The 20584-nt window shown below is 70.4% G+C and carries 18 protein-coding genes; all 18 read left to right on the forward strand.

The genetic code is table 11. From position 1 onward, the window contains the following. Position 1 precedes the first annotated feature (1 nt). The gene (locus FHX81_RS23685) at positions 2-1117 is read left to right on the forward strand and encodes a glycosyltransferase family 4 protein (RefSeq protein ID WP_141980228.1); all 1116 of its coding nucleotides are present in this window, start codon (positions 2-4) and stop codon (positions 1115-1117) included. 228 nt (positions 1118-1345) lie between these two features. Next, positions 1346-2035 carry a demethylmenaquinone methyltransferase gene (locus tag FHX81_RS23690; RefSeq protein WP_141980229.1) on the forward strand — a complete coding sequence of 230 codons (690 nt, stop codon included), beginning with the start codon at positions 1346-1348 and terminating at the stop codon, positions 2033-2035. 68 nt (positions 2036-2103) lie between these two features. Next, on the forward strand, positions 2104-3381 hold the full coding sequence (locus tag FHX81_RS23695) for a geranylgeranyl reductase family protein (RefSeq protein WP_141980230.1): 1278 nt from the start codon (positions 2104-2106) through the stop codon (positions 3379-3381). A gap of 345 nt (positions 3382-3726) precedes the next feature. Next, positions 3727-4092, forward strand: a complete 366-nt coding sequence (locus tag FHX81_RS23700) for an NADH-quinone oxidoreductase subunit A (protein ID WP_053715312.1) — start codon at positions 3727-3729, stop codon at positions 4090-4092. 14 nt (positions 4093-4106) lie between these two features. Beyond that, the gene (locus tag FHX81_RS23705; RefSeq protein WP_141980231.1) at positions 4107-4655 is read left to right on the forward strand and encodes a NuoB/complex I 20 kDa subunit family protein; all 549 of its coding nucleotides are present in this window, start codon (positions 4107-4109) and stop codon (positions 4653-4655) included. Between the two features lie 86 nt (positions 4656-4741). Continuing rightward, on the forward strand, positions 4742-5440 hold the full coding sequence (locus tag FHX81_RS23710; RefSeq protein ID WP_246108290.1) for an NADH-quinone oxidoreductase subunit C: 699 nt from the start codon (positions 4742-4744) through the stop codon (positions 5438-5440). Continuing rightward, on the forward strand, positions 5437-6840 hold the full coding sequence (locus tag FHX81_RS23715; protein WP_141980233.1) for an NADH-quinone oxidoreductase subunit D: 1404 nt from the start codon (positions 5437-5439) through the stop codon (positions 6838-6840). Before FHX81_RS23710 ends, FHX81_RS23715 begins: the two co-directional genes overlap by 4 nt. Next, complete coding sequence (nuoE, locus tag FHX81_RS23720; RefSeq protein ID WP_246107949.1) at positions 6837-7622, forward strand: NADH-quinone oxidoreductase subunit NuoE; 786 nt, start codon at positions 6837-6839, stop codon at positions 7620-7622. Before FHX81_RS23715 ends, nuoE begins: the two co-directional genes overlap by 4 nt. Before the next feature lie 14 nt (positions 7623-7636). Next, positions 7637-8917, forward strand: a complete 1281-nt coding sequence (gene nuoF, locus FHX81_RS23725; RefSeq protein ID WP_141980234.1) for an NADH-quinone oxidoreductase subunit NuoF — start codon at positions 7637-7639, stop codon at positions 8915-8917. Continuing rightward, a complete protein-coding gene (locus tag FHX81_RS23730; RefSeq protein ID WP_141980235.1) occupies positions 8914-11364 on the forward strand; it encodes an NADH-quinone oxidoreductase subunit G in 2451 nt (816 codons plus the stop codon). The genes nuoF and FHX81_RS23730 overlap by 4 nt, the downstream gene beginning before the upstream one ends. Continuing rightward, a complete protein-coding gene (nuoH, locus tag FHX81_RS23735) occupies positions 11361-12692 on the forward strand; it encodes an NADH-quinone oxidoreductase subunit NuoH (protein ID WP_141980236.1) in 1332 nt (443 codons plus the stop codon). The genes FHX81_RS23730 and nuoH overlap by 4 nt, the downstream gene beginning before the upstream one ends. Next, a complete protein-coding gene (gene nuoI, locus FHX81_RS23740) occupies positions 12679-13245 on the forward strand; it encodes an NADH-quinone oxidoreductase subunit NuoI (protein WP_141980237.1) in 567 nt (188 codons plus the stop codon). The genes nuoH and nuoI overlap by 14 nt, the downstream gene beginning before the upstream one ends. Beyond that, entirely contained in the window at positions 13242-14084 is an 843-nt protein-coding gene (locus FHX81_RS23745; protein WP_425473840.1) for an NADH-quinone oxidoreductase subunit J, read from the forward strand. The genes nuoI and FHX81_RS23745 overlap by 4 nt, the downstream gene beginning before the upstream one ends. Beyond that, positions 14081-14380 carry an NADH-quinone oxidoreductase subunit NuoK gene (gene nuoK, locus FHX81_RS23750; RefSeq protein ID WP_053715303.1) on the forward strand — a complete coding sequence of 100 codons (300 nt, stop codon included), beginning with the start codon at positions 14081-14083 and terminating at the stop codon, positions 14378-14380. Before FHX81_RS23745 ends, nuoK begins: the two co-directional genes overlap by 4 nt. Positions 14381-14390: 10 nt before the next feature. Further along, positions 14391-16325, forward strand: coding sequence for an NADH-quinone oxidoreductase subunit L (gene nuoL / locus FHX81_RS23755; protein ID WP_425473841.1), 1935 nt, complete (start codon positions 14391-14393; stop codon positions 16323-16325). Further along, a complete protein-coding gene (locus FHX81_RS23760) occupies positions 16322-17884 on the forward strand; it encodes an NADH-quinone oxidoreductase subunit M (RefSeq protein ID WP_141980238.1) in 1563 nt (520 codons plus the stop codon). Before nuoL ends, FHX81_RS23760 begins: the two co-directional genes overlap by 4 nt. 1 nt (position 17885) lies before the next feature. Continuing rightward, positions 17886-19493, forward strand: coding sequence for an NADH-quinone oxidoreductase subunit NuoN (gene nuoN, locus FHX81_RS23765; RefSeq protein WP_141980239.1), 1608 nt, complete (start codon positions 17886-17888; stop codon positions 19491-19493). 21 nt (positions 19494-19514) lie between these two features. Continuing rightward, entirely contained in the window at positions 19515-20516 is a 1002-nt protein-coding gene (locus FHX81_RS23770) for a polyprenyl synthetase family protein (RefSeq protein ID WP_141980240.1), read from the forward strand. The last annotated feature ends 68 nt before the right edge of the window (positions 20517-20584 follow it).

A 20584-nucleotide genomic window follows, 5' to 3' on the forward strand; every position in this document is an offset into this window, starting at 1 on the left:
CATGAGGATCGTGCAGCTGGCCAACTTCTACGGGCCGCGCTCCGGTGGGCTGCGCACCGCGTTGCACCACCTCGGCAGCGGTTACGCGGCAAACGGGCACCAGGTCACGCTCGTCGTGCCGGGGCCCGCGCACGCCGACGAGGAGCTGTCGCCGGGCGTGCGGCGGGTGACGCTGCCCGCGCCGCGCATCCCCGGCGCGGGCGGGTACCGGGCGGTGGACCCGTGGCGCGTGCGGGCGTTGCTGGACCACCTGGCGCCGGACCGGCTGGAGGTGTCGGACCGGCTGACGCTGCGCGGGATGGGCCGGTGGGCGGCGGCGCGCGGCGTGCCGAGCGTGGTGATCTCGCACGAGCGGCTGGACCGGCTGCTGGAGCAGTTCCTGCTGCCCGCGCCGCTGGCCCGACGGTGTGCCGATCGGGCGAACGCGCGGATGGCGGCGTCCTACGACACGGTGGTGTGCACGACGGAGTTCGCGCTGGAGGAGTTCGAGCGGATCGGGGCGCGCAACGTGGCCCGCGTGCCGCTGGGGGTGGACCTGCGCACGTTCACACCGAGCCGGCACGACCGGTCGTTGCGGGCGGAGCTGGCGCGGGGTGCGGACGCGCTGCTCGTGCACTGCGGGCGGTTGTCGCCGGAGAAGCACGTCGAGCGCAGCGTCGACACGGCGGCGGAGCTGCACGCGGCCGGGCAGGACGTGCGGCTGGTGATCGCCGGTGACGGCCCGCGCCGCGAGGCGTTGGAACGGCGTGCCGCCGGGCTGCCGGTCACGTTCCTCGGGTTCGTCGACCGGCGTGCGGACGTGGCCACCCTCCTGGCCAGCGCCGACGTCTGCCTGGCGCCCGGCCCGCACGAGACGTTCGGCTTGGCCGCCCTCGAAGCCCTGGCCTCCGGCACCCCCGTCGTCGTCTCCGCCTCCTCGGCCCTGCGCGAGATCGTCGAGCCCGACTGCGGTGCCGCCGTCCCCGACCACGCCCCGGCGTTCGCGGGAGCCGTGACGGCCCTCCTGGACCACCCGGAGCCGACCCGCCGCTCCGCCGCCCGGGCCCGCGCCGAGCAGTACCCCTGGCACGCCGCCGTCACCGGCATGCTGACCGCCCTCCGCGCCACCACCCCGTGAGTCGAACCCCCAGGTCCCGCGTGTCGAACGCTCAGGACCCGAGTGTCGAACGCTCAGGACCCGTGAATTCAACGTTCAGGTACCCGCCACCGGAACCCGAGTGTCGAACTCACCGGTCCTGAGCGTTCGACACGCGGGTCTCGAGGGTTCGACTCACGGGACCTGAGGGTTCGACTCACGGGGGTGGGAGGGAATGCCGGTGGTGGGGGCGTCACCTAGGCTTCCGGCATGGCGCGTGCAGGTCTGGACAAGAACCCCCGCGAGGTCGCCGAGATGTTCGACGGCGTGGCCCGGGGCTACGACCGGACGAACTCGGTCATGACGCTGGGGTTCGACCGGCGCTGGCGGGAGTGGAGCAGGCGGGTGCTGGACGCCAAGCCCGGCGAGAAGGTGCTCGACCTCGCCGCCGGCACGGCGGTGTCCACCGTGGAGTACGCGGCCTCCGGCGCGTGGTGCGTGGCGGCCGACTTCTCGCTCGGCATGCTGCTCGGCGGCGCGCACCGGCCGGTGCCCAAGGTCGCCGCCGACGCCCTGCGCCTGCCGTTCGCCGACAACTCGTTCGACGCCGTCACGGTGTCCTTCGGCCTGCGCAACTTCAACGACACCGAGGCGGCCCTGCGCGAGATGGCCCGCGTGGTCAAGCCGGGCGGACGGCTCGTGGTGTGCGAGGTCTCCACGCCCACCTTCCGCCCGTTCCGCTTCGTCTACATGCGCTACCTGCTGCGCATCCTGCCGTTCATCGCCCGGTTCGTGTCCTCCAACCCGGAGGCCTACTCCTACCTCGCCGAGTCCATGCGCACGTGGCCCGACCAGCGCGCACTCGGCGAGGTCGTGGCCCGCGCCGGCTGGGAGGACGTCGCCTGGATGAACCTCACCGGCGGCGTGGTCGCGCTGCACCGGGGCACCAAGCCCCAGTAGCGGGAGCCCTCAGCGACCCGCAAGTAGACTCGGCCGGGACTTTGTGAACACGGGCACAAGGAGCGGGGATGACGACTCCCAGCCGCCGCAAGGCAGGCGAGGACGCCGAGGTGATCGTGGTCGGGGCGGGGCCGGCCGGCTCCACCGCGGCCACCTACCTGGCACGCGCGGGCCTGGACGTGGTGCTGCTGGAGAAGAGCACCTTCCCCCGCGAGAAGGTGTGCGGTGACGGCCTGACCCCGCGCGGGGTCAAGCAGCTGATCGACCTCGGCGTCGACACCCGCGAGGAAGCGGGCTGGCTGCACAACCGCGGCCTGCGCGTGGTCGGCGGCGGCGTCACGCTGGAGCTCGACTGGCCCGAGCTGGCCACGTTCCCGCCCTACGGCCTGGTGCGCCCGAGGCAGGACTTCGACGAGATGCTGGCGAACACCGCGGTCGCGGCGGGCGCGCGGATGCACCAGCAGACCACCGTCACCGGCGCGGTCGTGGAGCACGGCCGCGTGGTCGGCGTGGAGGCCAAGCAGGGCCCGGACAAGACCCCGGTCACCTACCGCGCCCCGATCGTCCTGGCCTGCGACGGCGTCAGCGCCCGCCTCGCCCTCAGCGTCGGCATCCAGAAGGACGACGCCAAGCCGATGGGCGTCGCGGTCCGCCGCTACTACGCCAGCCCCCGCACCAAGGACGACTACCTGGAGTCGCACCTGGAGCTGTGGGACCGCGCCAACGACGTCCTGCTGCCCGGCTACGGCTGGATCTTCGGCATGGGCGACGGCACGGTGAACGTCGGCCTCGGCATCCTCAGCACCTCCAAGGCCTACGGCACCACGGACTACCGCGCGCTGCTCAAGAGCTGGCTGGACGGCACCCCGGAGGAGTGGGGTTTCCGCGAGGAGAACGCCACCGGCAAGATCGGCGGCGCGGCCCTGCCGATGGGGCTGAACCGCAAGCCCCACTACCGCGACGGCCTCCTGCTGGTCGGTGACGCGGGCGGCATGGTGAACCCGTTCAACGGCGAGGGCATCGGGTACGCGATGGAGTCGGCCCGGATCGCGGCCGAGACCGTGGTGCAGGCGCTGGCCCGCCAGGGCGCGAGCCGGGAACGGGCGCTGCACGGCTACCCGGTGCGCATCGAGCAGGCCCTGGGCAGCTACTACCGGCTCGGCAACATCTTCAGCAAGCTGATCGGCAACCCGACCGTCATGCGCACCGCGACCAAGTACGGGCTGCCCCGCAAGACGCTGATGAAGCTGGTGCTGAAGCTCCTCGCGGGCCTTTACGACCCCAAGGACGGCGACTCGTTCGACCGCATCATCACGGCCGCCACGAAACTCGCCCCAACGGCCTAACCGCCTCCGCTGACCGTTGCAGCGCCGTCCTCCGGGACGGCGCTGTTTCGTTTTCCCGTGTGGTCCCGTTCACTGCTGGGTACTCCAACTGTTGATCTGCACCGTGAAAGTGCAGCTCAGGGCCTATGCCGGGGGTGCTCGTCACGCCTGTGTGTGACGTTCTACACTGGCCCTCAGGTCTTGTGAATCACTTCACAACCGGCTGAGATGGCTTGTGAAGTGTTTCACAAGCGACCTGCGGATTGTTAGGTGCGCCTAACCTCCGGAGGCCGCAAGAACACCCTTTAGGGTGCGCAACGGTCGGCGGTGCACCACCACCGCGACGCGAGGAAAGGACGACGGAGAGTGCTGGACCCTTACCTCCCCCTCGTATTGATGTTCGTCCTCGCCGGGGCCTTCGCGCTGTTCTCGGTGACGGCCGCGCCGTACATCGGTCCCCGTCGCTACAACCGCGCGAAGCTCGACGCGTACGAGTGCGGCATCGAGCCGTCGCCACAGCCCGTGGTGGGCGGCGGCCGCATGCCGGTCGCCTACTACCTCACGGCGATGCTGTTCATCCTGTTCGACATCGAAATGGTGTTCCTCTACCCATTCGCGGTCTCCGCGGACCGGCTCGGGCTGTTCGGCCTGGTGGAGATCGCACTGTTCGTCGCGACGGTCGGCTTCGCGTACGCCTACGTGTGGCGTCGCGGCGGCCTCGACTGGAACTGAGGGGGAAGATCGAAGTGGGTCTCGAAGAGAAGCTCCCGAACGGCATCCTGCTCGCCAGCGTGGAGAAGCTGGTCAACTGGACCCGCAAGTCCTCGCTGTGGCCGGCCACCTTCGGCCTGGCGTGCTGCGCGATCGAGATGATGACCACCGGCGGCCCGCGCTACGACCTCGCGCGGTTCGGCATGGAGGTCTTCCGCGCCTCGCCGCGCCAGGCCGACCTGATGATCGTCGCGGGCCGGGTGACCAACAAGATGGCGCCGGTGCTGCGGCAGATCTACGACCAGATGCCCGAGCCGCGCTGGGTGCTCGCCATGGGCGTGTGCGCCTCCAGCGGCGGCATGTTCAACAACTACGCGGTCGTGCAGGGCGTGGACCACGTCGTGCCGGTCGACATGTACCTGCCGGGCTGCCCGCCGCGGCCGGAGATGCTGATCGACGCGATCCTCAAGATCCACGCGAAGATCATGGACGAGCCGCTGGGTGCGAACCGGGCCGCGGCGCTGGCCGAGTCGGGCCGCACCACGGACCTGATCCCGTCCTCCCAGCGCTTTGCGAAGAAGTGAGCGGCATGGCTGACGAAAGCAAAGAGGTCGACAAGGCGCCCGGCGCCGGCACGCCCGGCAACGACGAGGCGCTCAGCTCGGCGAGCATGAACCAGGCCGAGCACGAGGAGCACCTCGCGCACGGCGGCGTGGTGGCGGGCAAGGCACGCCAGGGCATGTTCGGCATCTCCGGCACCGGCGACACGTCCGGCTTCGGCGGCCTGCGGCTGCCCGCCCACGTCGCCGCGCCGTCCGAGCGGCCCTACGGCGGCTGGTTCGACGAGCTCGCCGACGAGCTGCTGGGTGCCATCCGGGAGCACGGCCTGCCCGCCGACACGGTCCAGCAGATCACCGTGGACCGCGGCGAGATCACGTTCTTCCTGCGGCGCGAGCGGCTGGTCGACGTGGCGCGCATCCTGCGCGACGACCCGGCCCTGCGCTTCGAGCTGTGCAGCTCGGTGTCCGGTGTGGACTACGGCGCGGACGCGCCGCAGCGGCTGCACTCGGTCTACCACCTGACGTCGATGACCTACCGCCGGCGCATCCGGCTGGAGGTCGCGGTCGACGTGGACGACGCGCACATCCCCAGCATCGTCTCGGTCTACCCGACCGCGGACTGGCAGGAGCGCGAGGCCTGGGACATGTTCGGCATCGTCTACGACGGCCACCCGGGGCTCACCCGGATCCTCATGCCGGACGACTGGGACGGCCACCCGCAGCGCAAGGACTACCCGCTCGGCGGCATCCCGGTGGAGTACAAGGGCGCGGAGATCCCCCCGCCAGACCAGAGGCGGTCCTACTCATGACCGAGCGTATTTCCGACGTGACCACGGGCACCGACACCAGCGACCCGGGCCGCGACAGCGACTCCCACGACGCCAACCGCACCACGGCGAACCCCGACGCGTACGCGGGCTCCCGCGAGACGACCGAGGGCACCGTCTACACGGTGACCGGCGGCGACTGGGACGAGGTGCTGGCCGAGGCCGCGGGTGATGAGCGCATCGTCATGAACCTGGGCCCGCAGCACCCCTCCACGCACGGCGTGCTGCGCCTGGTGCTGGAGCTGGAGGGCGAGACGGTCACCCAGGCCCGCAGCGTCATCGGCTACCTGCACACCGGCATCGAGAAGAACGTCGAGTACCGCAACTGGACCCAGGGCGTCACGTTCGTGACGCGGATGGACTACCTGGCCCCGCTGCACAACGAGGCCGCGTACTGCATGGCGGTCGAGAAGCTGCTCGGCGTCACCGTCCCGCAGCGGGCGCAGACGATCCGCGTGCTGCTCATGGAGCTCAACCGGATCAGCTCGCACCTGGTGGCGCTGGCCACCGGCGGCATGGAGCTGGGCGCGCTGACCGGCATGACCGCGGGCTTCCGCGAGCGCGAAGAGGTCCTGCACCTGCTGGAGTTCCTGACCGGCCTGCGGATGAACCACGCGTTCATCCGGCCCGGCGGCCTGGCGCAGGACCTGCCCGAGGGCGCGGAGCAGCGCATCAAGGACTTCATCAAGGTGATGGACTCCCGGCTGCCCGACTACGACAAGCTGCTGTCCGGCCAGCCGATCTGGCGCAACCGCCTCGCGGGCGTCGGCTACCTGCCGGTGGACGCGTGCCTCGCGCTGGGCATCACCGGTCCGATCCTCCGGTCCGCGGGCCTGCCGTGGGACCTGCGCAAGGTCGAGCCCTACAGCGGCTACGAGAACTACGAGTTCGACGTGCCCACGTCGAACGCCGCCGACTCCTACGCCCGGTACCTGCTGCGGCTGGAGGAGATCCACCAGTCGCTCAAGATCGTGCGGCAGGCCGTGGACAACCTCACGCCCGGCCCGGTCATGGTCGAAGACGCCAAGATCGCGTGGCCCGCGCAGCTCACGATCGGCGCGGACGGCATGGGCAACTCGCTCGAGCACGTCCGCAAGATCATGGGCCAGTCGATGGAGTCCCTGATCCACCACTTCAAGCTGGTGACCGAGGGCTTCGCGGTGCCGCCGGGCCAGGTGTACGTGCCGATCGAGTCGCCGCGCGGCGAGCTGGGCTACCACATCGTCTCCGACGGCGGCACCCGGCCGATGCGCGTGCACGTGCGCGAACCCAGCTTCGTGAACCTCCAGTCGATGCCCGCGATGTGCGAGGGCGGCATGGTCGCCGACGTCATCGCGTCGGTGGCCTCTATCGACCCGGTGATGGGTGGTTGTGACCGATGAGCACTTCGGAAGAGGTCTACGAGGCCTCCGCGCTCGACCCGATCGAGACGCAGCGGCTGGTGACCGAAGGCGTCGCCGACACCGGTGTGTTCGACCAGTCGGTCGTGGACCGGGCGCGGGCGATCATCGCGCGCTACCCGCAGGCCCGGTCGGCGCTGCTGCCGATGCTGCACCTGGTGCAGTCGGTCGAGGGCTACGTCAGCCAGGCGGGCATCACGTTCTGCGCCGACCAGCTCGACCTGACCAACGCCGAGGTCAGCGCGGTCGCGACGTTCTACACCATGTACAAGCGCCGCCCGTGCGGCGAGCACCTGGTCAGCGTCTGCACGAACACGCTGTGCGCCGCGCTCGGCGGTGACGCGATCTACGCCAAGCTCAAGGACCACCTGGGCGTCGGCCACGAGGAGACCGCGGGCGAGCCGGGCACGACGGGCTCGATCACGCTGGAGCACGCCGAGTGCCTGGCGGCCTGCGACCTCGGCCCGGTGCTCCAGGTGAACTACGAGTACTTCGACAACCAGACGCCCGACGGCGCGCTGGAGCTGGTGAAGTCCCTGCAGGCGGGGGAGAAGCCCCACCCGACGCGGGGCGCGCCGCTGACCGACTTCCGCCAGGCCGAGCTCCAGCTGGCCGGGTTCTTCGAGGGCCGGGACGCGGACCTGGACGGCCCGTCGGCCGCGCCGGAGACGGTGCGCGGGGCCAAGATCGCCGCGGAACGCGGCTGGACCGCGCCGGCCATGCCGGACAACGCGGAGTTCCCGCCGCTGCCGGAGAAGAAGTAGGTAGGGGAGCTGACGTGGTCGACAACCTGACTCCCGTCCTGACGAAGCGCTGGCTCTCGCCGCGCTCGTGGACGCTGAAGACCTACGAGCAGCTGGAGGGGTACACGGCGCTGCGCAAGGCGCTCAAGGCCCACCCGGACCAGCTGATCCAGCAGTGCAAGGACTCCGGGCTGCGCGGCCGCGGCGGCGCGGGCTTCCCCACCGGCATGAAGTGGGGCTTCATCCCGCAGAACGACGGCAAGCCGCACTACCTCGTCATCAACGCCGACGAGGGCGAGCCGGGCACCTGCAAGGACATCCCGCTGATGATGGCGGACCCGCACTCGCTGATCGAGGGCATCATCATCACCTCGTACGCGATCCGGGCGAACTTCGCCGCGATCTACGTGCGCGGCGAGGTGCTGCACGTGATCCGCCGGCTGCACGCGGCCGTGCGCGAGGCGTACGAGGCGGGCTACCTGGGCAAGGACATCCTGGGTTCGGGCTTCGACCTGGACGTGGTCGTGCACGCGGGCGCCGGCGCCTACATCTGCGGCGAGGAGACGGCGCTGCTTGACTCGCTGGAGGGCAAGCGCGGCCAGCCCCGGCTCAAGCCGCCGTTCCCGGCGACCGCCGGCCTGTACGCCTCGCCGACCGTGGTGAACAACGTCGAGACGATCGCCAGCGTGCCCTACATCGTCAACGGCGGCGCGGACTGGTTCCGCACCATGGGTCGCGAGCGCTCGCCCGGGCCGAAGATCTTCTCGCTGTCCGGCCACGTGGAGCGGCCCGGCCAGTACGAGGCCCCGATGGGCATCACGCTGCGCGAGCTGCTGGACCTGGCGGGCGGCATGAAGGACGGCATCCCGCTGAAGTTCTGGACGCCGGGAGGCTCGTCCACCCCGCTGTTCACCGCCGACCACCTGGACGTGCCGCTGGACTTCGAGGGCGCGGCCGAGGCCGGGTCGATGCTGGGCACCACCGCGCTGCAGATCTTCAACGAAACGGTGTCCGTGCCGTGGGCGGTCATGAAGTGGACCGAGTTCTACAAGCACGAGTCGTGTGGCAAGTGCACGCCGTGCCGCGAGGGCACCTACTGGCTCGTGCAGATCCTCCAGCGGATGGTGCGCGGCGAGGGCACGGCGAGCGACATCGACACGCTGCTGGACGTCTGCGACAACATCCTGGGCCGCTCGTTCTGCGCGCTCGGCGACGGCGCGGTCAGCCCCATCACCAGCGGCATCAAGTACTTCAAGCACGAGTTCCTGGCCTTGTGCGACCAGAACTCCCAGGTCCTGGCTGGAGCTAGCGCATGACGATCGCGCCGGAACAGAAGGCCGAGCTGGTGGTCCCCGAGGGGCACGTCAAGCTCGTCATCGACGGCCTGGAGGTCGTCGCACCCAAGGGCGAGCTGCTGATCCGCACCGCGGAGCGGCTGGGCATCGTCGTGCCGCGCTTCTGCGACCACCCGCTGCTGGAGCCCGCGGGCGCCTGCCGTCAGTGCCTGGTCGAGGTGGAGATGGGCGGCCGGCCGATGCCGAAGCCGCAGGCCTCCTGCACCATGACGGTCGCCGACGGCATGGTGGTCAAGACCCAGCTGACCTCGCCGGTGGCGGACAAGGCGCAGCAGGGCGTGATGGAGCTGCTGCTCATCAACCACCCGCTGGACTGCCCGATCTGCGACAAGGGCGGCGAGTGCCCCCTGCAGAACCAGGCGCTGGCGCACGGCCGCGCGGACTCGCGGTTCCACGAGCACAAGCGCACGTTCCCGAAGCCGATCCCGATCTCCACGCAGGTGCTGCTGGACCGCGAGCGGTGCGTGCTGTGCCAGCGCTGCACGCGGTTCTCCGCGCAGATCGCCGGCGACCCGTTCATCGAGCTGCTGGAGCGCGGCGCGCAGCAGCAGGTCGGCGTGGCGCAGGAGAAGCCGTTCCAGTCGTACTTCTCCGGCAACACCATCCAGATCTGCCCGGTGGGCGCGCTGACCAGCGCCGCGTACCGGTTCCGCGCCCGGCCGTTCGACCTGGTGTCCACGCCCGGCGTGTGCGAGCACTGCTCGTCGGGCTGCGCCACCCGCACCGACTGGCGGCGCGGCAAGGTGCAGCGCCGGCTGGCGGGCGACGACGCGCAGGTCAACGAGGAGTGGACCTGCGACAAGGGCCGCTTCGCGTTCACCTACGCCACCGCCGCCGACCGCATCCGCCGGCCGCTGGTGCGTGACGAGGACAGCGGCGAGCTGCGCGAGTCGTCGTGGACCGAGGCGCTGCAGTACGCCGCCGAGGGCCTGGCGAAGGCGCGTGACGGCAAGGGCGTCGGCGTGCTGACCGGCGGCCGGCTCACCGTCGAGGACGCCTACGCGTACTCGAAGTTCGCCCGGATCGCGTTGCGCACCAACGACGTCGACTTCCGCGCCCGCGCCCACTCGGCGGAGGAGCTGGAGTTCCTGACCAGCGCCGTCCTCGGCACGAACCCGGACAACGGCGGCGTCACGTACGCGGGCATCGAGTCCGCGCCCGCCGCGCTGCTGGTCGCGTTCGAGCCGGAGGAGGAGTCGCCGATCGTGTTCCTGCGGCTGCGCAAGGCGGCCCGCAAGAACCGGACGAAGGTCTACCACCTGGGCCAGTACACGACGCCCGCGGTGGAGAAGACCAACGGCGTGCTGCTCGCGTGCGTGCCCGGTGGCGAGCCGTCGGCGATCAACGCGCTGCCCGAGCACGCCGCCGACGTGGTCGAGGAGCTGGCGAAGCCGGGTTCGGTGATCCTGGTCGGCGAGCGCGCCGCCGAGGTGCCGGGCCTGTTCTCCGCGGTCGCCGCGCTGGCCGAGCGGACCGGCGCCAAGGTCGCCTGGATCCCGCGCCGCGCCGGTGAGCGGGGTGCGCTGGAGGCCGGCCTGCTGCCGACGCTGCTGCCGGGCGGTCGCCTGGTGGGCGACGAGGCGGCACGGGCCGAGGTCGAGCGGGCCTGGGGCCTGGCGGCCGGCGCGCTGCCCGCGAAGGCCGGCCGTGACACCGCGGGCATCCTGACCGCCGCCGCGAGCGGTGGGCTGGACGCGCTGGTGGTCGGCGGGGTCGACCCGTTCGACCTGCCGGACCCGGGGTTGGCCGAGCGGGCGCTCGAGTTCGCCGGTTTCGTGGTCAGCCTGGAGCTGCGGCACAGCGCGGTCACCGCGCACGCCGACGTGGTGCTCCCGGTCGCCCCCGCGGTGGAGAAGGCGGGCACCTACCTGAACTGGGAGGGCCGCCCGCGTCCCTTCGTCACCACGCTGGAGGGCACCGGCGCGCTGCCGGACGGCCGGGTGCTCGACACGCTGGCCGTGGAGATGGACGCGGACCTGTTCACGCAGACCCCGGCCGCCGCGGCGGCCGACCGGGCGCGCCTCGGTTCGGTGACCGTCACGGCGGCCGCGCCCACCGTGCCGACGCCGCTGCTGACCCAGCCGAAGGCCGGTCAGGCGGTGCTGGCGACCTGGCGGCGGCTGCTGGACAACGGCTCGTTGCAGGACGACGAGCCGAACCTGGCGGGCACCGCGCGCCCGGTGGTGGCCAAGCTGTCGGTCGCCACCGCCGCGCACCTGGGTGTCGAACTCGGTGGCGAGATCACCGTCTCCACCGATCGGGGCGAGGTGGTGCTGCCGGTCGAGGCGGCCGACCTGCCCGACGGCGTCGTGTGGCTGCCCGGCAACTCCGGCCCGGTCACCGTGCGGCGCAACCTCGTCGCCGGCCACGGTTCCCTGGTGGCCGTCTCTAGCGGAGGCAAGGCATGAGCACGGCAGAACTCCTCGCCGACGATCCGCTCTGGCTGATCATCGTCAAGGTCGTGGCGATCTTCGCGTTCCTCGTGGTCATGACGCTGTTCATGATCAACTGGGAGCGCAAGGTCGTGGCCCGGATGCAGCAGCGCCCGGGACCGAACCGGGTCGGCCCCGGCGGGTGGCTCCAGTCGCTCGCCGACGGCCTGAAGCTCGCGTTCAAGGAGGACATCCGCCCGGTCCTGGCCGACAAGTGGGTGTTCTTCCTCGCGCCGGTGATCTCCACGATCCCCGCGTTCGTCGCCTTCTCGGTGATCCCGATCGGCGGTGAGGTCTCGATCTTCGGCGAGCGCACGGCGCTGCAGCTGGTCGACCTGCCGGTCGGCGTGCTGGTCGTGCTGGCCTGCTCCTCGCTCGGCGTCTACGGCATCGTGCTGTCGGGCTGGGCGTCCGGCTCGCCGTACCCGCTGCTGGGCGCGCTGCGCTCGGCCGCGCAGGTGATCTCCTACGAGATCGCGATGGGCCTGTCGATCATCGCGGTCGTCATGCACTCGCACTCGCTGTCCACCTCGGACATCGTCGACGCGCAGAGCAACGGCTGGTTCTTCTACCTGCTGCCGGTCAGCTTCCTCATCTACGTGTGCTCGATGGTCGGCGAGACCAACCGCGCGCCGTTCGACCTCCCCGAGGCCGAGTCGGAGCTGGTCGGCGGCTTCCACACCGAGTACAGCTCGCTCAAGTTCGCGCTGTTCTTCCTCGCCGAGTACGTCAACATGGTGACCGTCTCGGCGCTGGCCACCACCCTGTTCCTGGGCGGCTGGCGGTTCCCGTTCGTCGGCGACGACCACGTCCTCAACAGCGGCTGGTTCGGCCTGCTCTGGTTCGTGATCAAGACGCTCGGCTTCCTGTTCCTGTTCATCTGGCTGCGCGGCACGCTGCCCCGCCTGCGCTACGACCAGTTCATGCGGCTGGGCTGGAAGTTCCTCGTCCCGATCGCGCTGGTGTGGTTCGTCGCGGTGGCGTTCGCGCGCTACCTGCGCCAGGAGTGGGAGACCGCGGGCGGCCTGGACACCAGCACGGCGCTGATCGTGATCGGCGCGTTCCTCGCGGTGGTGCTGGTGATCGCGTTCCTGCTGCCGGACAAGCGGGAAGTGCAGGACCCCGACGCCGTGCCGATCACCGGCGGCGGCTTCCCGGTGCCGCCGCTGGACCTCAAGGTGCCCAAGGCACCGCCCCGCCGCCAGGTGCGGGTGGCCGAGCTGCCCGGCGCCGACGACCAGACGCAGGAACCGGCAGCGGTACCCGCAGCTTCACACAAGGAGGCCAGCGATGGGCGTGTTTGATCCCGTCAAGGGCTTCGGCGTCACCTTCGGCACGATGTTCAAGAAGGTCGTCACCGAGGAGTACCCCGAGGTCAAGAAGGTCACCGCGCCGCGGTTCCACGGCCGCCACCAGCTCAACCGGCACCCGGACGGGCTGGAGAAGTGCGTCGGCTGCGAGCTGTGCGCGTGGGCGTGCCCGGCGGACGCGATCTTCGTCGAGGGCGGCGACAACACCGAGGAGGAGCGCTACTCCCCGGGCGAGCGCTACGGCAAGGACTACCAGATCAACTACCTGCGGTGCATCGGCTGCGGCCTGTGCATCGAGGCGTGCCCGACCCGCTCGCTCACCATGACCAACGAGTACGAGCTGGCCGACGACAACCGCCAGAAGCTGATCTTCACCAAGGAGGACCTGCTCGCGCCCCTGCTCTCCGGCATGGAGCAGCCGCCGCACCCGATGCGGCTGGGCGAGAACGAGCAGGACTACTACGTGAACGGCCCGCGGCTGGCCCGCGAGGCGGGCGTGCCCGCCGGCGCACTGGTGGAGACCGGGCCCGAGGAGGCCGGCAAGTGAGCCTGTCGTTCCTGCTCCAGCAGCCCGACGAGGTCCAGCGCGTGGTCGACACCGTCACCACCGGCGAGGCGGTCGCGTTCTGGATCCTCGGCCCGCTGGCCCTCGCCGGCGCGCTGGGCATGCTGTTCGCGCGCAACGCCGTGCACTCGGCGCTGTGGCTGGTGCTCACCATGCTCAGCCTGGGCGTGCTCTACATGGTCCAGCAGGCGCCGTTCCTCGGCTTCGTGCAGATCATCGTCTACACCGGCGCGATCATGATGCTGTTCCTGTTCGTGCTGATGCTGGTCGGCCGGGACAGCTCGGACTCGGTGGTCGAGGTGCTGCGCGGGCAGCGGCTCGCCGCCGCGGTGATCGGCGTCGGCTTCGCGGGCATCGTGGTCTCCTCGGTCGCCCGCGCGCTGACCGACGTGGAACCGGCCGGGCTGGCCGCGCAGAACACGCAGAACGGCGGCAACGTCGCCAACCTCGGCGAGGCGCTGTTCACCGACTACCTGTTCCCGTTCGAGCTGACGTCGGCGCTGCTGATCACCGCGGCCGTCGGCGCCATGGTGCTCGCGTTCACCTCGCGCACCGGCAAGGACGCCAAGAAGACCCAGCGCCAGCTGGTCGAGGAGCGCTTCCGCGGCGACCGCCCCGGCTCGCTGCCCGGCCCCGGCGTGTTCGCCACCGCCAACTCGGTGGCCACGCCCGCCCTGCTGCCGGACGGCTCGGTGGCACCGGAGTCGCTGTCCGAGCTGATCGAGACGACCGCCAAGGAAACTCTCGAGGACGACGTCGCGGAGGTGTCCGGCACCGGGCACCAGCCCGACGCGCACGCGCTCAAGGGAGAGTCGTCGTGACCCCTACGTACTACCTGCTGCTGTCCGCGCTGCTGTTCAGCCTCGGCGCGGTCGGCGTGCTGGTGCGGCGCAACGCCATCGTGGTGTTCATGTGCGTGGAGCTGATGCTCAACGCGGTGAACCTCAGCCTGGTCACGTTCGCCCGCATCAACGGCGGGCTGGACGGCCAGGTGATGGCGTTCTTCGTGATGGTCGTCGCGGCGGCCGAGGTCGTGGTCGGTCTGACGATCATCATGGCGATCTTCAAGACGCGTCGCTCGGCCTCGGTCGACGATTCCAACCTGTTGAAGTACTGAGAGGTCCACGGTGACGGAACCTGTTGCCGCCAGCGGGATCGGCAGTCTCGCCTGGTTGTTGCTCGCCCTGCCGGCCTTCGGCGCGCTCGTGCTGCTCGTGGGTGGCAAGCGCACCGACAAGTGGGGCCACCTGCTGGGCTGCGCCACCGTGATCGCCGCGTTCGCGTACGGGGTCGCGCTGTTCTTCGACACGGTCGCGCTGGCGCCGGACGCGCGCACCACCGAGGTGCACCTGTTCGACTGGATCCCGGTCGGCGCGCTCGACGTGGAGTTCGGCCTGCGCCTGGACCCGCTGTCGCTGACGTTCGTGCTGCTGATCACCGGTGTCGGGTCGCTGATCCACATCTACTCGATCGGCTACATGGCGCACGAGGCCGGGCGGCGGAAGTTCTTCGCCTACCTGAACCTCTTCGTCGCCGCGATGCTGCTGCTGGTGCTCGGCAACGGCTTCGTCACGCTGTACTTCGGCTGGGAGGGCGTCGGCCTGGCGTCGTACCTGCTCATCGGCTGGTACCAGTACAAGCCGGAGGCGGCGTCGGCCGCGAAGAAGGCGTTCCTGATGAACCGGGTCGGTGACCTGGGCCTGGCGATCGCCATCTTCATCATGTTCAAGGAACTGGGCACCACCCAGTACACCGAGGTGTTCGCCCGCGTCGGCGAGCTCTCGTCGGCCGAGGTGCTGGCCATCACGTTGCTGCTGCTGCTCGGCGCGTGCGGCAAGTCCGGCCAGTTCCCGCTCCAGGCGTGGTTGCCCGACGCGATGGCCGGCCCGACCCCGGTGTCCGCCCTGATCCACGCGGCCACGATGGTGACCGCGGGCGTCTACCTGATCGCCCGCTCCAACCCGATCTACAACCTGTCGGCCGACGGCCGCCTGGTCGTGATGATCATCGGTGGCGTCACGCTGCTGATCGGCTGCATCATCGGCTGCGCGTACGACGACTTCAAGAAGGTGCTGGCCTACTCGACGGTCAGCCAGATCGGCTACATGATCCTGGCCGTCGGCCTGGGCCCGATCGGTTACGCGCTGGGCATCATGCACCTGCTCACGCACGGCTTCTTCAAGGCCGGGCTGTTCCTCGGCGCCGGTTCGGTCATGCACGGCATGAACGACGAGGGCAACATCCGCCGCATGGGCGGGCTGATGAAGAAGATGCCGATCACCTTCGTCACCTGGACGCTCGGCTACCTGGCCCTCATCGGCTTCCCGTTCCTGTCCGGCTACTTCTCCAAGGACGCCATCATCGCGGCGGCGTTCAGCATGGAGGGGTGGCGCGGCTGGGTCTTCGGCGGCGTGGCCGCCCTGGGCGCGGGCCTGACCGCGTTCTACATGACCCGCCTGTTCGTCCTGGTCTTCCTGGGCAAGCCCCGCTACACCGAGCTGCGCTCCGCGGACGGCCGCGAGTACCACCCGCACGAGTCGCCGGTCAGCATGACGCTGCCGATGATCGTGCTGGCGGTCGGCTCGGTCGGCGCGGGCTGGTTCTTCTCCTCCGGCCACAACCTGGCGGGCTGGCTCACGCCGTCGCTGGGCGAGCTGCAGGAGCAGCACGGCGTGCTGGACCACGGCGTGGTGAACATCCTGGTGCTGGCCCTGTCGGCGCTCGGCGCCGCGCTCGGCTTCCTGCTCTTCCTGCGCGGGGAGCAGCCGGTGGAACGGCCGGCCCGGGTGTCGTTCCCGGTCCGCGCCGCGCGTGCCGACCTGTACGGCAACGCGCTCAACGAGGCGCTGTTCGCGCGGCCGGGCACCTGGCTCACCCGCGCGCTGGTGTTCGTGGACAACAAGGGCGTCGACGGCCTGGTGAACGGGTCGGCGGCGCTGCTCGGCGGTAGCTCGGGCCGGCTGCGCAGGCTGCAGACCGGGTTCGTGCGCTCGTACGCGCTCTCCATGCTCCTGGGTGCGGTCTTCGTCCTGGGCGCGCTGCTGATGGTGAGGTTCTCGTGAGCTGGACGCTGATCGCGCTGCTCCTGCTGCCGCTCGTCGGCAGCCTGGTGGTGGCGTTCCTGCGGGGCAACGACCGGTTGGCCAAGACGGTCGCGCTGGCGTTCTCGCTGGCGGAGCTGGTGCTGGCGGTGCTGGCCTGGACGGCGTTCGACCCGGGCGGCGACCGGTTGCAGCTGACCAGCTCGGCCGAGTGGATCCCGGCCTTCGGCGTGCACCTGTCGTTCGGCGTGGACGGCATCGCGCTGGTGATGATCGCGCTGATCGCGTTCCTGGTGCCGGTCGTCATCGGCGGCTCGTGGGCGGACAAGCTGCCCGAGGGGCGCAGCGCGGGCGGGTTCTTCGCGTTGCTGCTGGCCATGCAGACCGGCATGGTCGGCGTCTTCGCCGCCACCGACGTGTTCGTGTTCTACGTGTTCTTCGAGGCCGTGCTGGTCCCGATGTACTTCCTGATCGGCCGCTTCGGCGGGCCGAACCGGCAGTACGCGGCGATGAAGTTCTTCCTGTACTCGCTGCTCGGCGGCCTGATCATGCTGGCCTCGGTGATCGGCCTGTACGTGGTCAGCGCGGACAAGATCGGCCAGGGCACGTTCGACTGGGCGACGCTGGTCACGGTGACCCGCGACCTGCCGCTGTCCACCCAGATCTGGCTGTTCCTCGGCTTCTTCGTGGCGTTCGCGATCAAGGCGCCGCTGGTGCCGCTGCACACGTGGCTGCCCGACGCCGGTGCCGAGGCGCCGGTCGGCGCGGGCGTGCTGCTGGTCGGCATCCTGGACAAGATCGGCACGTTCGGGTTCCTGCGCTACTGCCTGCCGCTGTTCCCGGCGGCCAGCAAGGAGCTCGCGCCGCTGGTGCTCATCCTGGCCGTGGTCGGCATCCTGTACGGCTCGCTGCTCGCCGTCGGCCAGTCCGACATGAAGCGGTTCGTGGCCTACACCTCGATCGCGCACTTCGGCTTCATCGCGCTGGGCATCTTCGCGTTCAGCTCGCAGGCCGGCACCGGCGCGGTGCTCTACATGGTCAACCACGGCATCTCGACCGGCATGCTGTTCCTGGTCGTCGGCATGGTGATGGCCCGCGGCGGGTCGCGCCTGATCGAGGACTACGGCGGCATGGCCAAGCTGACCCCGGTGCTGGGCGGGCTGTTCTTCGTGGCCGGTCTGTCGTCGCTGGCGCTGCCGGGCACCAACTCGTTCGTCAGCGAGTTCCTGGTGCTCATCGGCTCCTACCCGAACGAGCCGGTCTACACGGTCCTGGCCGCCGTCGGCATGGTGCTGGCCGCGCTGTACGTCCTGTGGCTGTACCAGCGCGTGTTCCAGGGCCCGGTGCGCGGCACGGCGCTGATCGACGCGGTCGGCGGGCCCGGCGCGGCGGTCGACCCGGAGCGCGCGGCGGTGCCGGACCTGAACAAGCGCGAACTGGCCGTGCTCGCGCCGCTGGTGGCACTGATCTTGGTGCTCGGCTTCTACCCGAAGCCGGTGTTGGACGTGATCACCCCGTCCGTCGGGGCGACGCTCAGCGAGGTCGGGGTGGCCGACCCGGTCGCGCAGGAAGGCAAGTGACGTGACGACGTTCCTCTCGCAGAACGTGGAACGGCTGCAAGCCCCGGAGATCGACTACGGGGCCGTCGCGCCGTTGCTGATCGTGCTCGGCGCGGCCTGCCTCAGCGTGCTCTTCGAGGCGTTCCTGCCCAAGGCCCAGCGGTGGGCGGCGCAGGTCGTGCTGGTCCTGCTCACGCTCGCCGCGGCGGGCGCCGGACTGGTCCTGTACGCGTCCGCGGACGCCACGCCCGACCAGGGCAAGCTGACCTTCGCGGGCACCATCGCGGTCGACCGACCGGTGATCTTCCTGTGGGGCACGCTGCTGCTGCTCGGCCTGGGCGCGGTGCTGCTCATCGCCGACCGGTCGGTCGAGCCGGGCGGCGCGTTCGTCGCCGACGCCTCGATCCTGCCGGGCCAGGGCTCGCAGGTGTACCCGGGCTCCGGGGCCACCGCCGTGCAGACCAGGGCCCAGGCGAGCCGCTTCGGCATGCAGACCGAGGTGTTCCCGCTCACGCTGTTCGCGCTCGGCGGGATGATGGTCTTCGTCGCGGCGAACGACCTGCTCACCATGTTCATCGCGCTGGAAGTGCTGTCGCTGCCGCTGTACCTGATGTGCGGCCTGGCCCGCCGTCGCCGCCTGCTGTCGCAGGAGGCCGCGGTGAAGTACTTCCTGCTCGGCGCGTTCGCGTCGGCGTTCTTCCTGTACGGCGTGGCCCTGCTGTACGGCTACGCGGGCTCGGTGAAGCTGGCCGACATCGCCACCGCCACCACGGCCACCGACCGGTCCGACACGCTGCTGTACGCGGGCTTCGGCCTGCTGGTCGTCGGCCTGCTGTTCAAGGCGTCCGTCGGCCCGTTCCACGCCTGGACCCCGGACGTCTACCAGGGCTCGCCCACGCCGGTGACGGCGTTCATGGCGGCGTGCACGAAGGTCGCCGCGTTCGGCGGCATCCTGCGCGTGCTCTACGGCGCGTTCGAGCGGTCGAGCTGGGAGTGGAACGGCGTCCTGTGGGGCGTGGCGGTCGTGTCCATGGTGATCGGCGCGGTCCTCGGCCTCACCCAGACCGACGTGAAGCGGATGATCGCGTACTCGTCGGTCGCGCACGCGGGCTTCCTGCTGATCGGCGCGATCTCGCTGAACGACCAGGGCCTGTCCGGCACGATGTTCTACCTGATGGCCTACGGCTTCACCACGATCGCCGCCTTCGGCATCGTCAGCCTCGTGCGCAACGGTGACGGCGAGGCCACCCACCTGTCCCAGTGGGCCGGGTTGGCCAAGCGGTCCCCGGTGGTCGCGGGCGTGTTCACGTTCCTGCTGCTCGCGCTCGCCGGCCTGCCGCTGACCAGCGGTTTCGTCGGCAAGTTCGTGGTGTTCGCGGCGGCCGTGGAGGCCGACATGGTGCCGCTGGTCGTGATCGCCCTGGTGGCCTCGGCGGTGGCGGCGTTCTTCTACCTGCGGGTGATCGTGCTGATGTACTTCAGCGAGCCCGCGCCGGACGGCCCCACGGTGAGCGTGCCCGGCGCGTTCACGACGGTGGCCATCACGCTGGGTGCGGCGATCACGCTCGTGCTCGGCGTCTTCCCGTCGTTTGCCCTCGATTGGGCGGGTGCCGGAACGTTCATCTTCTAGTGGTACGTAGGCTCTGTAGCCGTGACCAGTAGCGAGCGGGCGGGGACGGGGTTCCGGTTTGCGGACCCCGTGCTCGCGGAGGTGGTTCAGGACGGGCTGGCCGAGGTGGAAGAGCTCCTGCACAAGGTCGTGCAGAGCGAGTTCCACCCGGTGATGGAGACGTCCCTGCACCTGGTGAGCGCGGGCGGGAAGCGCATCCGTCCGCTGTTCACCATCCTGTCCGCCCAGTTCGGCGGCACGTGGGACCGGGAGAGCGTGATCAAGGCGGCGGCGGTCGTCGAGCTGACCCACCTGGCCACGCTGTACCACGACGACGTGATGGACGAGGCCACCATGCGCCGCGGCGCGGAGTCGGCCAACGCGAAGTGGGACAACAGCATCGCGATCCTGACCGGCGACTACCTGTTCGCGCACGCGTCGGCGCTGGTCGCGGACCTGGGCACGGGTGCGGCGCGGATCATCGCGGAGACGTTCTCCGAGCTGGTGACCGGCCAGATGCGGGAGACGATGGGGCCGCGGGCCGGTGAGGACCCGGTTTCGCACTACCTGACCACGATCGCGGAGAAGACCGGTTCGCTGATCGCCACCGCCGCCCGGTTCGGGGCGATGTTCTCCGACGTGACGCCGGAGCAGGTGGAGGCGCTGCGCTCGTACGGCGAGGTCATCGGGGCGGCGTTCCAGATCTCCGACGACGTCATCGACATCGCGTCGCCGTCGGAGGAGTCGGGCAAGACGCCGGGCACGGACCTGCGCGAGGGCGTCAAGACCCTGCCCATGCTCTACGCCCTGGAAGACGAGCCGGACTCGCGTCTGGCCAGGCTGCTGGCGGGCCCGATCGCCGACGACGCCGAGGTCGACGAGGCGTTGTCCCTGCTCCGCGCCTCCTCGGGCCTCCTGCGGGCTCGCGCGACCCTGGACGACTACGCCGCCCGTGCCCGCGCCACCCTGCACGTCCTCCCGTCCGGCACGGCCCGCGACGCCCTGGAATCCGTCAGCGACTACGTCGTCACCCGCTCCCACTGACCCGAGTGTCGAACCCTCGGGTCCCGCGTGTCGAACCTTCAGGACCCGCGTGTCGAACGCTCAGGTCC

This window comes from Saccharothrix saharensis (genome assembly GCF_006716745.1).
Lineage (GTDB): Bacteria > Actinomycetota > Actinomycetes > Mycobacteriales > Pseudonocardiaceae > Actinosynnema > Actinosynnema saharense.